At 65.9% G+C, this 14,758-nt stretch carries 16 protein-coding genes; 7 read left to right on the top strand and 9 right to left on the bottom strand.

Annotated elements, in window-relative coordinates; translation table 11 throughout:
- Positions 1 to 14 precede the first annotated feature (14 nt).
- Together trxA and ACOI2T_RS36130 are read left to right on the top strand one after the other, a co-directional pair.
- The gene (gene trxA, locus ACOI2T_RS36135) at positions 15 to 347 is read left to right on the top strand and encodes a thioredoxin (protein WP_085143590.1); all 333 of its coding nucleotides are present in this window, start codon (positions 15 to 17) and stop codon (positions 345 to 347) included.
- A gap of 130 nt (positions 348 to 477) precedes the next feature.
- The gene (locus ACOI2T_RS36130; protein WP_067849955.1) at positions 478 to 1,668 is read left to right on the top strand and encodes an N-acetylmuramoyl-L-alanine amidase; all 1,191 of its coding nucleotides are present in this window, start codon (positions 478 to 480) and stop codon (positions 1,666 to 1,668) included.
- 378 nt (positions 1,669 to 2,046) lie between these two features.
- Here ACOI2T_RS36130 and ACOI2T_RS36125 read toward each other — a convergent pair whose 3' ends face one another.
- From ACOI2T_RS36125 to rpmH, 9 genes are all read right to left on the bottom strand, one after another.
- Positions 2,047 to 2,793 (bottom strand): acetyltransferase, encoded by a 747-nt coding sequence (locus ACOI2T_RS36125; RefSeq protein WP_409503029.1) that lies wholly within the window; start codon positions 2,791 to 2,793, stop codon positions 2,047 to 2,049.
- A 239-nt stretch (positions 2,794 to 3,032) separates the two neighbouring features.
- Positions 3,033 to 4,043, bottom strand: coding sequence for a ParB/RepB/Spo0J family partition protein (locus tag ACOI2T_RS36120; protein WP_067849952.1), 1,011 nt, complete (start codon positions 4,041 to 4,043; stop codon positions 3,033 to 3,035).
- A gap of 51 nt (positions 4,044 to 4,094) precedes the next feature.
- Complete coding sequence (locus tag ACOI2T_RS36115; RefSeq protein ID WP_110774953.1) at positions 4,095 to 5,066, bottom strand: ParA family protein; 972 nt, start codon at positions 5,064 to 5,066, stop codon at positions 4,095 to 4,097.
- 2 nt (positions 5,067 to 5,068) lie between these two features.
- The gene (gene rsmG / locus ACOI2T_RS36110; RefSeq protein WP_409503028.1) at positions 5,069 to 5,776 is read right to left on the bottom strand and encodes a 16S rRNA (guanine(527)-N(7))-methyltransferase RsmG; all 708 of its coding nucleotides are present in this window, start codon (positions 5,774 to 5,776) and stop codon (positions 5,069 to 5,071) included.
- A gap of 60 nt (positions 5,777 to 5,836) precedes the next feature.
- Positions 5,837 to 6,379, bottom strand: coding sequence for a Jag family protein (locus ACOI2T_RS36105; RefSeq protein WP_067849948.1), 543 nt, complete (start codon positions 6,377 to 6,379; stop codon positions 5,837 to 5,839).
- Positions 6,380 to 6,415: 36 nt separating this feature from the next.
- Positions 6,416 to 7,501 carry a membrane protein insertase YidC gene (gene yidC, locus ACOI2T_RS36100; protein WP_409503027.1) on the bottom strand — a complete coding sequence of 362 codons (1,086 nt, stop codon included), beginning with the start codon at positions 7,499 to 7,501 and terminating at the stop codon, positions 6,416 to 6,418.
- Positions 7,494 to 7,808, bottom strand: a complete 315-nt coding sequence (yidD, locus tag ACOI2T_RS36095; RefSeq protein ID WP_409503026.1) for a membrane protein insertion efficiency factor YidD — start codon at positions 7,806 to 7,808, stop codon at positions 7,494 to 7,496. Before yidD ends, yidC begins: the two co-directional genes overlap by 8 nt.
- Positions 7,805 to 8,173, bottom strand: coding sequence for a ribonuclease P protein component (gene rnpA / locus ACOI2T_RS36090; RefSeq protein ID WP_067849942.1), 369 nt, complete (start codon positions 8,171 to 8,173; stop codon positions 7,805 to 7,807). Before rnpA ends, yidD begins: the two co-directional genes overlap by 4 nt.
- 18 nt (positions 8,174 to 8,191) lie before the next feature.
- On the bottom strand, positions 8,192 to 8,335 hold the full coding sequence (gene rpmH / locus ACOI2T_RS36085) for a 50S ribosomal protein L34 (protein WP_084356629.1): 144 nt from the start codon (positions 8,333 to 8,335) through the stop codon (positions 8,192 to 8,194).
- Positions 8,336 to 8,838: 503 nt separating this feature from the next.
- On the opposite strand from rpmH, the gene dnaA reads away from it, so the two are divergent.
- The 5 genes from dnaA (at position 8,839) to ACOI2T_RS36060 (ending at position 14,722) form a co-directional block, all read left to right on the top strand.
- On the top strand, positions 8,839 to 10,338 hold the full coding sequence (gene dnaA / locus ACOI2T_RS36080; RefSeq protein WP_409503025.1) for a chromosomal replication initiator protein DnaA: 1,500 nt from the start codon (positions 8,839 to 8,841) through the stop codon (positions 10,336 to 10,338).
- Positions 10,339 to 10,887: 549 nt separating this feature from the next.
- Positions 10,888 to 12,081: a DNA polymerase III subunit beta gene (gene dnaN, locus ACOI2T_RS36075; RefSeq protein ID WP_067849938.1), complete on the top strand. Its 1,194-nt coding sequence runs from the start codon at positions 10,888 to 10,890 to the stop codon at positions 12,079 to 12,081.
- A 26-nt stretch (positions 12,082 to 12,107) separates the two neighbouring features.
- Complete coding sequence (gene gnd / locus ACOI2T_RS36070; protein ID WP_409503024.1) at positions 12,108 to 13,001, top strand: phosphogluconate dehydrogenase (NAD(+)-dependent, decarboxylating); 894 nt, start codon at positions 12,108 to 12,110, stop codon at positions 12,999 to 13,001.
- 3 nt (positions 13,002 to 13,004) lie between these two features.
- Positions 13,005 to 14,159 carry a DNA replication/repair protein RecF gene (gene recF / locus ACOI2T_RS36065; RefSeq protein WP_409503023.1) on the top strand — a complete coding sequence of 385 codons (1,155 nt, stop codon included), beginning with the start codon at positions 13,005 to 13,007 and terminating at the stop codon, positions 14,157 to 14,159.
- Between the two features lie 62 nt (positions 14,160 to 14,221).
- The gene (locus tag ACOI2T_RS36060; RefSeq protein ID WP_234790859.1) at positions 14,222 to 14,722 is read left to right on the top strand and encodes a DUF721 family protein; all 501 of its coding nucleotides are present in this window, start codon (positions 14,222 to 14,224) and stop codon (positions 14,720 to 14,722) included.
- Positions 14,723 to 14,758: the final 36 nt, after the last annotated feature.

Genomic DNA, 14,758 nt, shown 5'->3' with positions numbered 1-14,758 from the left:
ACAGGAGAGGCAATATGAGCCAGGACAGCGCCACCGTGGCGGTCACCGACGATTCGTTCTCCGCCGACGTGCTGACCAGCAGCAAGCCGGTACTGGTGGATTTCTGGGCCACGTGGTGCGGACCATGCAAGATGGTCGCCCCGGTGCTGGAGGAAATCGCCTCCGAGAAGGCCGATCAGCTCACTGTCGCCAAGATCGACGTGGACGCCAACCCGGCGACCGCGCGCGACTTCCAGGTGGTCTCGATCCCGACCATGATCCTGTTCAAGGACGGTGCCCCGGTCAAGCGCATCGTCGGCGCAAAAGGCAAGGCTGCGCTGCTGCGCGAGCTTTCCGACGCCCTCTGACCACTCGGTTAGAGCACGGTTAGACCCGCGCCCGCACCGCCTGGCGTTTTCCGGAATCGGGTCGAAATCTGAGACAATGCTGCCTAGCTAGTCCGGCAGATTGCCGCAAACCAGCCTGGAGGGGCCCCGTATGTCGAGTCTGCGTCGCGGTGATCGTGGCGGTGCGGTCACCGAGATCCGGGCAGCGCTGGCGGCGCTTGGTCTCATCGAGAACCCCGACGCCGACCTCAGTACGGGTCGACACGTCGCACTGGACGCGTTCGACGACGAACTCGACCAAGCGGTCCGCGCATTTCAGCAACATCGTGGCCTGCTCGTCGACGGCATTGTCGGGGAGGCCACGTATCGCGCGCTGCGCGAAGCGTCCTACCGCCTCGGCGCCCGCACACTGACCCATCAGTTCGGCGCACCCATGTACGGCGACGATGTCGCCACTCTGCAGGCCCGGCTGCAGGACCTCGGCTTCTACACCGGCCTGGTCGACGGATACTTCGGCCTGCAGACACACAACGCGTTGTCCTCGTACCAACGTGAATACGGGCTCTATCCCGACGGCATCTGCGGTCCGGAAACGCTGCGCTCGCTGTACTTCCTCGGCTCACGCGTGACCGGTGGCTCACCGCACGCGATCCGCGAAGAGGAGTTGGTGCGCAGCTCCGGCCCTCGCCTGTCCGGCAAGCGGGTGATCATCGATCCGGGCCGCGGTGGAGCCGACCACGGGCTCATCATGCACGGACCCGAAGGCCCCATCAGCGAAGCAGACATCCTGTGGGACTTGGCAAGCCGACTCGAGGGCCGCATGACCGCCATCGGCATGGACACGTTCACGTCGCGGCCGGCCAACCGCAGCCCATCCGACGCCGAGCGTGCGGGCACCGCCAACACCGTTGGTGCCGATCTGATGATCAGCTTGCGCTGTGCCACGCAGGCCAGCCCCGCAGCCAACGGCGTCGCGTCGTTCCACTTCGGAAACTCCCACGGCTCGGTGTCCACGATTGGCCGCAATCTCGCCGACTTCATCCAACGTGAAGTGGTGGCGCGCACCGGATTACGTGACTGCCGCACCCACGGCCGCACGTGGGACCTGCTACGGCTCACCCGTATGCCCACCGTGCAGGTAGACATCGGCTACATCACCAACCCGCGTGACCGCGGCCTTCTCGTGTCGACTCAGACCCGTGACGCCATCGCCGAAGGCATCCTCGCCGCCGTGAAGCGACTCTACCTGTTGGGCAAAAACGACCGTCCCACAGGCACTTTCACGTTCGCCGAGCTCCTGGCTCACGAACTGTCGGTGGAACAGGCCGGCCGCGGCGCCTGATTCACTCGGCGTCAGGTCGATGACTGGTCCGTGAACTCCCAACTGCCCCACCGGAATTCAGTGCGGCAAGGTCGGCGTAGACGTCCGCGGTTCAGCTCTCGATGACACGTCCACCACGGCTGAATTTGCCCGTCCGATCGGGATCCGTTGGCGGACTTCAAGCTTGGTATAGCTACCGCAGAAGACCAGATCAACCGGCGATGACCGGCACCGTCCGTCAGGATGTGGGGGCGGACTTCGCCGACGATCCGGAACATTGGCCCATCCGATGAGGGTTTCCTGACAGTCCACCCGCACGTCCAGCGATGCCGAACCATGTCTCAACTCGGTCCGCAGTACGACCGTTGCCAGCCCGGTTGCGACTGGGTGTACACGCGCTTACGGCAGCGACACCGAGCCCGCGCCGACGGGAAGTTCGATCCGAGCGTTCTCCAGCAGTCGCTCCAACGCGGCCTCCACCTCGGCCTTCCAGCCGAGACCCTTGTCGAGTTCCAGGCGCAGCCGCGGGAAGTACGGATGTGGTGCGACGACCGTGAACCCCACATCCAAGAGGAAATCAGCCGAGATCATGCACTGATCGACCGCGCAGTCCCCCAGCACCTCGACGACCGGCGCCAGTTCATCGGGCAGTGCGCCGCAGTCGATATCGGTCACGGCGGTCGTATAGCCGAACGCCTCGAGCGCCCGGACACCGCGGCGGACGAGATCGTTGACCACCGCGGCGAGCAGGCTGGCCGACAGGCCTTCGGTCTCCTCCGCGGATTCGACGGCGACCGTCGTCAGCAGCACGGCGTCGGCACTGACGGGTGCGGTCGGGAACAGCCGGGCACGTGGAACCGCGCCGGGCGGCGCGTAGAACGCGTACCCGACGCACGGCTCGTCGCCCTTCAGCAGTGTCTCGAAGTCGCCGACCGCAGCCGGTGACGCCTGCACGGCCAGCTGTCCGCACGATCCCCACTCGAGCATGACCATCGATAGCCAGGCTTCTTTCTCGAACTCAGGATCGGTGAGGTGATCTTCGCCGGGGACGGTCGACGGGTCGACTTCCCAGAACACACATCGCCGTGCATGCTTCGGCAGCTGCTCGAATCCCTCGAGCCGAAGCGGCGTGATGTGTGCTGACACTAGACTCCCCGGCTTTCACACGAAGTTGACGTGCGCGGCTGCCCCTCAAGGATAGGAGAGCATGCGGTCAACAGCCCAGTGGGCGGTGAAACTCTCATCGAACACCGCCCTTTCTGCGAAATATGGTGGCGCACAAGTGCTTTGCCTTCACGCCCACACCGTGCCGAGTGCGCTTCGACCGGATGTGTCACAGTGACGGAACGACCGTGGGTAGTTGGTCCTCGGTTTTCAGCGTCAAATTACTGTTCTTGTGCGCTCATCAGTTCGACGATGCGCTGCAGATCGTCGACCGACCCGAACTCGACGACGATCTTGCCCTTGCGTTTGCCGAGACTGACCGTGACGCGAGTGTCGAACGCCGTCGACAGCTTTTCGGCAACGTCCTGCAGGCCCGGCATCTGGATCGGCTTCCGCCGCGGCGCCGGGGCGGTCTTGCCGTCGCGGTTGGCGAGTGTCACCGCCTCTTCGGTCGCCCGCACCGAGAGTCCTTCGGCGACGATGCGGGCCGCGAGTTCCTCCTGCTGCTCCGGACTGCCCTCCAGCGAGAGGAGCGCGCGGGCATGGCCGGCGGACAGCACGCCTGCGGCCACTCGGCGCTGGACCGCGATCGGCAGTCGGAGCAGGCGGATCATGTTGGAGATCAGCGGGCGTGACCGTCCGATCCGCGCCGCCAGTTCGTCGTGGGTGACCTCGAATTCGTCGAGGAGCTGTTGGTAGGCCGCGGCCTCTTCCAGCGGGTTGAGCTGCACGCGGTGGATGTTCTCGAGGAGTGCGTCGCGCAGCATGCTGTCGTCGGCCGTCTCGCGGACGATCGCGGGGATCGCCGTCAGGCCGGCCTGCTGAGCGGCCCGCCACCGGCGCTCCCCCATGACGATCTGGTAGCGGATATCGCCTTCGCCCGGCACGGCACGTACGACGATCGGCTGCATCAAGCCGAACTCGCGGATCGAGTGGACGAGCTCGCTCAGCGCTTCGTCATCGAAGACCTGGCGCGGCTGACGCGGGTTCGGCTCGATGGCGGCCGGATCGATCTCGCGATACGTGGCGCCGACGGCTTCTCCGTCAATCTGCTCGACCGGGGTCGGGGCCGGTTCACCGGGTGCTCCAGGTGGCGCACCAAGGAGAACGTCGGCGGCGCTGTCTCCCATCCGCGGGCTCAGAGCGTCAGTACCGCCATCGGCTGGCCCAGTCGGAATCAGAGATGCCAGGCCCCTACCGAGACCGCTTCGCTTCCGTGCCGGCTGATTCATGATCCTGTCCTGCCCCTCTACCGTCCGCTTCTACGCCTGCTGTTTGTTCGTCTACTGCGCACGAGGCGGTGCACCGCGCTCTGCGATCTCCCGGCTCGCATCGAGATAACTCAGTGCACCGCGCGAGCCGGGGTCGTAGTCGAGGATCGTCATGCCGTATCCGGGCGCTTCGGACACCTTCACGCTCCGCGGGATGACGGTACGGAGCACCTTGTCGCCGAAGTGCTCCCGGACGTCCTCGGCGACTTGGTCGGCCAGTTTGGTCCGGCCGTCGTACATCGTGAGTATGACGGTGGATACCGACAAGTCCGGATTGAGATGCGCCTTCACCATCTCGATGTTCCGCAAGAGCTGGCCCACACCTTCAAGCGCGTAGTACTCGCACTGGATCGGGATCAGCACCTCCGGCGCGGCGACGAGCGCGTTGATGGTCAGCAAGCCGAGTGACGGCGGGCAGTCGATGAACACGTAGTCGAAGTTGTAGTTCTTGAGCTCGGCGAGAGCCGACCGCAGCCGGCCTTCGCGGGCGACCATGCTGACCAATTCGATCTCGGCTCCCGCGAGGTCGATGGTGGCCGGGATGCAGTACAGACGCTCACTGTGCGGGCTCTGCTGCAGCGCCTCTTCGACCGGGATCTCACCGATGAGTACTTCGTACGACGACGGTGTCCCGGGCCGGTGCTCGATGCTCAACGCGGTGCTCGCGTTGCCCTGCGGGTCGAGATCGATCACCAAGGTCCGCAGCCCCTGGAGCGCGAGCGCGGCGGCGACGTTCACCGCCGTGGTCGTCTTGCCAACCCCGCCCTTCTGGTTGGCGATCGTAAACACGCGCTGGCGCTCGGGGCGCGGGAGCTGACCATGCGAGGTGTGGAGGACGCGGGTCGCCTGCTCGGCTTCGGCCGCGATCGGGGTGTCCATGCTGGCGTCGGCCGACCACGTGGTGTTGACCGGACCGTTCCATGTTTCACGTGAAACATTGGGCTTACCCACTGCGCTTGGCACCTCGTTCTGCTTCGAACCCATCTTCATCTCCTGCCCGCTTCCCCCCGCGGACCGGCCTTGCCCGCTGGTCCTTGCCGCCCCCGATTGCTCGCCCTGCGCCGCGCGTCGACGACGGTTACGGGTGGGTTCAAATAGTTCGCGCCACATCTCACTACCCTGGCATCCGCCGCGCCCAGTGATGCCATCACACGCCGGAACTCTTCTATCTCCGCCTCAGCGCGCTCGCCTTTGATCGCCAACATCCGCCCGCCCTCCCGAAGGAGCGGCATGCTCCACCGCGCGAGCTTGTCCAGAGAAGCCACCGCGCGAGAAGTCACGACATCCATCTCCCCCGCTTGTTCCCGGACGACCCGATCCTCGGCCCTGCCCCGCACCACCGCCACGCTCAGGTCGAGCTCCGCAACCACTTCACGAAGGAACTCACTGCGGCGCAGCAGCGGCTCGATCAACGTGACGTGAACGTCGGGGCGGGCCAACGCCAACGGTATCCCGGGTAGGCCGGCACCACTACCGATGTCCGCCACTCGCTCGCCGGCGACCACGAGCTCGCCCAGTGCGGAGCTGTTGAGAATGTGGCGGTCCCATATTCGATCCACCTCGCGCGGGCCGATCAGTCCACGCTCGACGCCGGCGGTGGCGAGGAGGGCTGTGTACCGTTCCGCGGCCGGGAGACGATCGCCAAACACAACGCCAGCGGCCTCCGGTGCCACGGGTGCCGGTTCATGTTTCACGTGAAACATCCTCCGAACTCCCGCGGCCACGGAGGCCGCTTACGAACTACACCGATGTAACTAGCCAAGAAGAACAACCACGCGACGCGACGGCTCCACGCCCTCGCTCTCACTGCGGACGCCGTCGATCGCGGCGACCGCGTCGTGGACGATCTTCCTCTCGAAGGGAGTCATCGGGGCGAGTTCTTCGCGTTCGCCGGACTCCAGCACGCGTCGCGCGACCTTCTCACCGAGCGCGGCAAGCTCGTCGCGGCGACGCCGACGCCAGCGAGCGATGTCCAGCATGAGCCGACTCCGCTCCCCCGTCTTCTGGTGAACCGCGAGCCGGGTCAGCTCCTGCAGCGCGTCGAGCACCTCGCCTTTACGACCAACCAACTTATTCAGGTCGCCGCCGCCGTCGATGCTCACGACCGCGCGGTCGCCCTCCACATCGAGATCGATGTCGCCGTCGAAATCCAGAAGATCGAGAAGCTCCTCGAGGTAGTCACCGGCGATCTCACCCTCGGCGACCAACCGCTCCTCGAGGTCGTCCTCGACCTTCGCCACGGACTCGGCGCTCTCCTTCACCTCGGCGCCCGGTTCGGTCGTCTGTGCGTCCGTCATATCCGTCTTCTCCCTACTTGTGCCAGCCGGAACTGGTCAACGTTTCCGCTTCTTGGGGCGCGCGCCTGGCTTCGGCGTTCGGCTCACCGCCGTCGTGCCCGTGGTGTCTGTCTTGGGATCGTCAGCTTTGTTGTCGGTCGCCGCCGAGCTTTCGACCTCGGCCGCCGTGCTCTCGACATCGGGGCCCGCAGACGTACTCGGGGTCTGCTTGCGAGCCCGATTCGGTTTGGCTCCAGGCGCCGGCGCATTGGCGGCGCGGCGTTCGAGCGCCTCGGCCTTCTTCGCTTCCTCTTCCTTCTCGATCTTGCCGAACACGTAGTGCTGCTGACCGTAGGTCCAGATGTTGTTGGCGAGCCAGTACATGATCACGGCGAGCGGAAGGAACGGACCGCCGACGACGACGCCGAGCGGGAACACGTACAGCGCGAGCTTGTTCATCATCGCGGTCTGCGGATTGGACGCCGCTTCCGGACTCTGCCGAGCGACGGATGCGCGGCTGTTGAAGTGCGTCGCGATGCCGGCCAGGATCATGATCGGCAGACCGACGGCGATCACCGCAACGCGGTTGAATTCGGTGAACGCCTCGAGGCCGTGCTGCTGGATCATCGTCGCGCCCAGTGGGGCACCGAACAGGTTCGCGTCCAGGAAGTGCCCGACGTCGGTCGCGCTGAAGAGGTAGTTGGGCAGGCTGCGGTTCTCTTCGACGGACAACCCCAACCGCCCGATCCCGGTCTGGGTGCGGTTGAACGACATCAGCACGTGATAGAGGCCGAGGAACACGGGCACCTGCGCGAGCATCGGCAGGCAGCCGAGGATCGGATTGAATCCGTGCTCGCGCTGCAGCTTCTGCATCTCGAGCGCCATCCGCTGGCGGTCCTTGCCGTACTTCTTCTGCAGCGCCTTGATCTGGGGCTGCAGTTCCTGCATCTGGCGCGTCGTGCGGATCTGCTTGACGAACGGCTTGTAGAGGATCGCGCGGAGCGTGAACACCAGGAACATCACCGACAGTGCCCAGGCGAAGAAGTTGGACGGGCCCAGCAGGAAGGCGAACGCCTTGTACCAAACCCACATGATCGCCGACACCGGGTAATAGATGATGTCGAGGCTGAACCAATTAAACACGCGACTTGCTCCTGACAAGGTCGGCAGCGGCTGTCTCACCGGAGACATCGGTCTCACACGTATGCGGGCGACGCTCCGGTATGGGGTCCCATCCTCCCCGATGCCACGGGCCGCACTTCAGCAGCCGGACTGTGGCAAGCCAACCGCCACGGATCAACCCGTACTCGGTGAGAGCATCGACCGCGTACTGGCTACACGTCGGCATGAACCGGCATGTCGGCAGCCGCAGCGGCGAGATCGTGTGGCGGTAGAGCTGGATCAGGAAGATCAGACCGCGGGCCACACCTGCGCCCGCGCGGCGAATCATGAAGACGTCCCGCGCCGGGCACCCGCGCGCTCATGGACCTTTTCGACGGCCTGACGCAGCTGTTGCTCCAAGCGGGGCGACAGCGCGTCACGGCAACCCGGCCGCGCCCGGATGACCATCAGGTCGGCGGGATGGAGATGGGGCAACACAGTTCGAGCCGCGTGCCGCAACCGACGCGACACACGATGACGTTCCACCGCGTTCCCCACAGACTTGGACACGATCAAGCCGATCCGCGGACCACTCTCGTCCGAACCGTTACGCAATGCGTGCACGACAACATCAGGTTGCACAGCACGCACGCCACGACCGACGGTGGCACTGAACTCCGCGGACCGCCTCATCCGGTGTCGAGCCGGAAGCACCGCGCTACCTGCGTCGAATCACGCAGTGAGCGCGCGACGGCCCTTGCTACGCCGGTTGGAGACGATGGCGCGGCCGGCGCGGGTGCGCATCCGCAGCCGGAACCCATGCACCCGCGCACGGCGGCGGTTGTTGGGCTGGAAGGTCCGCTTGCCCTTGGCCACGGCAGTATCTCCTTGTTCCGTATGGCATCCGCGACTCACCCACACTTTCGTGTCGGAGAGACCCGGCTGCCGTTGATAAGCTCGTCCGTCGTGCTTTACTTACCGGCGCGGTCTCCGGGCAAGCCCGGGTCGCAGCCGTATCGCCACGTGCGGGCGACTGGTCAAGGTTACTGACGAGATTTCCCTGGGTCAAACCTGCGCCAACCGGCACGAAGTTCCACCGGCGGATGTTGCAGAACTGTTGGCACTTCGACAGAAAACTGTTAGCTTCTGGCAATGCCGTTCCGCGCCTGGACCGGCCCCGGACAATGAATTGAGGACGTCGTCTCGCCGCTGACCGCTCAGCACGTGACGAGCCCGGCCACGACGCCCTCGCTACAGACAACAGAGCGACGACGACTGTCCTTTCTCCACAAGCTGTGGATAAATATGTGGACAGTTCGTCATCGTTCTTTTGGTCGTCCCTGGGTCGACCTCCAGCACCTCAAAGGGGGTAACCGTCAGTGACTGCTGACCCCGACCCACCTTTCGTCGCCGTCTGGAACAGCGTCGTCGCCGAACTCAACGGCGATCACGAAGGCGGCCGTCAAGGCGATAGTTCCCTGCCTGCCCTCACCCCGCAGCAAAGGGCCTGGCTCAAACTCGTCAAACCGCTCGTCATCGCCGAGGGGTTTGCTCTGCTGTCGGTTCCCACGCCCTTCGTCCAGAACGAGATCGAGCGTCACCTTCGCGAGCCCATCGTCACCGCGCTCAGCCGTAAGCTCGGCCAGCGCGTCGAGCTCGGCGTGCGAATCGCCACGCCGCCCGATGAGCCCGACGATGCGGGCCCCGACAGCGCGCACGACCCGGCTCCCCTGTCGGTCGACACCGACGAGATCGACGACGACCGCGAGGCCAAGGTCAACGCCGAGGAGAGCTGGCCGACCTACTTCAGCAGCCCGCAACAGGACCCGGCGGCCGCTGACGGCAACGCGGTCAACCTCAACCGCCGCTACACGTTCGACACCTTCGTCATCGGTGCCTCCAACCGCTTCGCACACGCCGCCACGCTCGCCATCGCCGAAGCGCCGGCCCGGGCGTACAACCCCTTGTTCATCTGGGGTGAATCGGGCCTCGGCAAGACCCATCTGCTGCACGCCGCCGGAAATTATGCGCAACGTCTCTTTCCCGGCATGCGCGTGAAGTACGTCTCCACCGAGGAATTCACCAACGACTTCATCAACTCACTGCGTGACGACCGCAAGGCCTCGTTCAAACGCAGCTACCGCGACATCGACATCCTTCTGGTCGACGACATCCAGTTCATCGAGGGCAAGGAAGGTATCCAGGAAGAGTTCTTCCACACCTTCAACACCCTGCACAACGCCAACAAGCAGATCGTCATCTCGTCGGACCGCCCGCCCAAGCAGCTGGCGACACTCGAGGACCGCCTGCGTACCCGCTTCGAGTGGGGTCTGATCACCGACGTCCAGCCGCCGGAGCTCGAGACCCGCATCGCGATCCTGCGCAAGAAAGCCCAGATGGACCGGCTCGACGTCCCCGACGACGTCCTCGAGCTCATCGCCAGCAGCATCGAACGCAACATCCGCGAACTCGAGGGTGCGCTGATCCGCGTCACGGCGTTCGCGTCGCTGAACAAGACGCGCATCGACAAGTCACTCGCCGAGGTCGTGCTGCGCGATCTCATCGCCGACGCCACGACCATGCAGATCAGCACCGCCGCGATCATGGCCGCCACGGCCGAGTACTTCGAGACCACCGTCGAGGAGCTACGCGGCCCGGGTAAGACCCGCGCATTGGCGCAGTCCCGGCAGATCGCCATGTATCTGTGCCGTGAGCTCACCGACCTGTCGCTGCCCAAGATCGGGCAGGCGTTCGGGCGCGACCACACGACGGTCATGTACGCCGAGAAGAAGATCCGCGGCGAGATGGCCGAGCGCCGCGAGGTCTTCGATCACGTCAAGGAACTCACCACCCGTATCCGCCAACGCGCGAAGCGTTGAGCGCGGGCGCCCGTCCGGCGTCTCACATTGTGGTTCCGGGGCCCGACCCCGCGAAAATTCTGCGAACAACTTTCGTCACACGGGCGTCAGTTGTCACACTCGAGCACTGTGGATGGCGCTGTGTACAACCTGCGGGCAAACCACGGGATGAACATCGAATCGATCCACACGGGCCCGGCTGTCCACAGTCCGACTCACAACCGCGCCCCGCGCTCCACAGCCGGCTCACATCGCGACACACCGCGCGTACTGGGCAAACCACACTTCATCCCCAGATTCCACAGCACCTAATACTGTTACTCAAATATCTTCCTAGGATTCTCTTTAGAAGAAGCACCTTGGGGAGATTCGGCCCGCCGGGTGCGCGGCCGGCTCAGCGCACGCCGATGTCAGCCCGATCGATTAGCTTTCAAGTTGGTGCGGAAAGCTCTACGGTGGTTCATCGACGGCGCTTCCCGACCGTGTCATTCAGCGACTTGCTGCCTGATCCGGTCTTGGGAACGCGCTGGTAGAGCTCATTGCGGGGATTATCGAAGGGGCGCATAGGACGTGGCGACGACGACGGCTGGGCTGACCGACTTGAAGTTTCGCGTGGTGCGCGAAGACTTCGCGGACGCGGTGGCCTGGGTGGCCCGTAATCTCCCGACTCGGCCGACCATCCCGGTGCTGGCTGGGGTCTTGCTGACCGGCACCGAAGACGGCCTGACGATCTCGGGATTCGATTACGAAGTTTCCGCCGAGGTCCAGGTGGCTGCCGAAATCGCTTCTGCCGGAAGCGTTTTGGTGTCCGGTAGGTTGCTCTCCGACATCACCAAGGCGCTGCCGGCCAAACCGGTGGAAGTCAGCGTGGAAGGCACTCGAGTGGCGCTGACCTGCGGCAGCGCGCGGTTCTCGCTTCCCACCCTCGCGGTCGAGGATTACCCGGCGCTGCCCGCGCTGCCCGACGAGACCGGTGTCGTGTCGGCCGACCTGTTCGCCGAGGCCATCGGCCAGGTCGCCGTCGCCGCCGGCCGCGACGACACGTTGCCGATGTTGACCGGCATCCGGGTCGAGATCTCGGGCGAGTCCGTCGTTTTGGCGGCCACCGACCGGTTCCGGCTCGCCGTCCGGGAACTCACGTGGGCCACGACCGCAGGCGACGTCGAAGCTGCGGTGCTGGTGCCGGCCAAGACGCTCGCCGAAGCGGCCAAGGCAGGCACCGACGGCACGCAGGTCCACCTCGCGCTCGGCTCGGGGGCTGCGGTCGGCAAGGACGGGCTGCTCGGCATCCGCAGCGACGGCAAGCGCAGCACCACCCGGCTCCTCGACGCCGAGTTCCCGAAATTCCGTCAGTTGCTGCCGACCGAGCACACCGCGATCGCCACGATCGGGGTCGCCGAGCTGACCGAGGCCATCAAGCGTGTCGCGCTCGTCGCCGATCGCGGCGCGCAGATTCGCATGGAGTTCAGCGACGACGTGCTGCGGCTGTCCGCAGGCGCCGACGACGTGGGCCGTGCCGAGGAGGATCTGCCGGTCTCGTTCGCCGGCGAGCCGTTGACCATCGCGTTCAACCCGACCTACCTCACCGACGGTCTGGGCTCGTTGCATTCCGAACGTGTGACATTCGGCTTCACGACACCGAGCCGTCCCGCGGTGTTGCGGCCGGCGGGCGAGGATGATGGCACGGGCGGTGGCTCGGGTCCGTTCCCGGCTGCCCAAACCGATTACGTCTATCTGTTGATGCCGGTGCGCCTTCCTGGCTGACCGGCCTGCCGAGAAGAGGGGCGCACATGCAACTGGGGTTAGTCGGCCTGGGCAAGATGGGCTTCAACATGCGGGAGCGCCTGCGTGCGGGCGGTCATGAGGTCATCGGCTACGACCCCCGCCCCGAGGTCACCGATGTCGCGAACCTCGCCGAGCTCGCCGCCGCGCTGACCGCACCACGGGTGGTCTGGGTGATGGTGCCGTCGGGGACGATCACCCACAGCACCATCGCCGAGCTGGCCGATGTGCTCAGTCCGGGCGATCTGGTGATCGACGGCGGCAACTCGCGCTACACCGAGGACGGACCGCACGCAAAACTGTTGGGCGACAAGGGAATCTCGTTCATCGACGCAGGTGTGTCCGGCGGGGTCTGGGGTTTGACCGAGGGCTACGGGTTGATGGTCGGCGGTAGCAATGCCGACGTGGCGCGCGTCATGCCGATCTTCGACACCCTCCGGCCGCCCGGAGATCTCGCCGACGGTTTCGTGCACGCCGGCCCGGTCGGGGCCGGTCATTACGCCAAGATGGTGCACAACGGCATCGAGTACGGGTTGATGCACGCCTACGCCGAAGGCTACGAACTGCTGGCCGCGGAGGATCTCATCAACGATCCGCAGGCCGTGATCCAGGCCTGGTCCAACGGCACCGTGGTGCGGTCGTGGCTGCAGGAGCTGTTGGCCAAGGCACTCAAGGAAGACCCGGGATTCGCCGAGATCAGCGGTTACACCGAGGATTCCGGTGAAGGGCGGTGGACGGTCGAAGAGGCCATCGCGCACCGGGTGCCGATGCCGGTGATCGCGGCCTCGCTGTTCGCGCGGTTCGCCTCGAGGCAGGACGACTCGCCGACCATGAAGGCGGTGTCGGCGCTGCGTAACCAGTTCGGTGGACACGCCGTCAAGAGGATCAGCGAGTCGGGCTGAACCGTGCATGTTCGTCACCTGGGACTGACAGACTTCCGTTCCTGGGCACACGTCGAGCTGGACCTCGAGCCCGGCCGGACGGTGTTTGTCGGGCCGAACGGCTTCGGCAAGACGAATCTTGTTGAGGCACTGTGGTATTCAGCAACGCTGGGGTCGCATCGCGTGGCGTCGGACGCACCGTTGATCCGTGCCGGGGCAGAGCGCGCGATCGTGTCGACCATCGTGGTCAACGACGGTCGCGAACTCGCGGTGGACCTCGAGATCACGAGCGGACGGGCCAACAAGGCGCGATTGAACCGGTCCCCGGTGCGCAGCGCCCGCGAGATCCTCGGTGTACTGCGGGCAGTGTTGTTCAGCCCGGAGGATCTGGCGCTGGTACGGGGGGATCCGGGTGACCGCCGCCGCTATCTCGACGAACTCGCGACGACGCGCCGGCCATCGATCGCCGGGGTACGCGCCGATTACGACAAAGTCGTGCGTCAGCGGACCGCCCTGCTGAAAACCGCTGCGGGCGCCCGTTATCGGGGCGATCGCAGCGTCCTCGACACGCTCGACGTGTGGGATGGGCATCTGGCCGCGCACGGGGCGGCGCTCATCGCGGCCCGCGTCGCCCTGGTGGAGCAGCTCCATCCCGAGGTGGAGAAGGCCTATCAACTGCTGGCGCCGGCGTCGCGGCCCGCGGCGATTCGCTACCGCAGCAGCGTGGAGGCGATCGAGAACGCGCCCGCGGGTGAAGGCGTGGAGTTCTACGAGGCCGCGTTGCTCGACGCGCTGGCCCGGCGGCGCGATGCCGAACTGGAACGCGGCGTGTGCCTGGTCGGTCCCCACCGTGACGACCTCGAGCTGCGGCTCGGCGATCAACCGGCGAAAGGCTTTGCGAGCCACGGTGAATCGTGGTCGATGGCACTCGCCCTGCGGCTCGGCGCCTATGAGCTGTTACGCAGCGACGGGGCCGATCCGGTGCTGCTGCTCGATGACGTGTTCGCCGAACTCGACAGTGCGCGGCGGCGGGCGCTGGCGACGGTCGCCGGGGCCGCCGAGCAGGTCCTCGTGACCGCCGCGGTGGCCGAGGACATTCCGGAAGACTGGGATGCGCGCCGCATCGAGGTCCGGATGACAGAAGAAGACGGTGGACGGGTTTCGGAGGTGAGTTCGTGACCGACGACGGCGACGACACCGTGCAGCCCTTCCTTCCCGATCATCTGGCCGGGCTGCGCGGCATGGATCTGGTGCGCCGCACGCTCGAGGAAGCGCGGGGCGCCGCACGCAGTCAAGGTAAAGATGTCGGCCGCGGCCGCAGCGCGCCGGTACGGCGCGTGGCCGGTGCCGGGCGCCGGCGCACGTGGTCGGGACCCGGCCCGGATGTCCGCGACCCGCAGCTCCTCGGCGCCGCGACGCAGGATCTCGCCAAATCGCGCGGCTGGTCGTCGCGCGTCGCCGAAGGTTCGGTGTTCGGCCGCTGGCGTTCGGTCGTCGGGGACCAGATCGCCGAACATGCCAACCCCACGGCGTTGCACGAGGGCGTGTTGACGGTATCGGCGGAGTCCACGGCCTGGGCCACCCAGCTGCGGATGGTGCAGGCGCAACTGCTGGCCAAGATCGCCGCGGCCGTCGGAGACGGCGTCGTGACCTCGCTGAAAATCGTCGGACCGGTGGGTCCGTCCTGGCGTAAGGGCCCGTACCACATCGCCGGCCGCGGGCCCCGCGACACGTACGGTTAGCCGATCTGAGTTTCCGCTGAGAGGGCCGAGGCCGTC

It is taken from the genome of Mycolicibacterium wolinskyi str. Jessa 2025, from assembly GCF_049241375.1.
Lineage (GTDB): Bacteria > Actinomycetota > Actinomycetes > Mycobacteriales > Mycobacteriaceae > Mycobacterium > Mycobacterium wolinskyi.
Note: the sequence above shows the minus strand (reverse complement) of the source record. Positions and strands in the feature narration are given on the sequence as shown.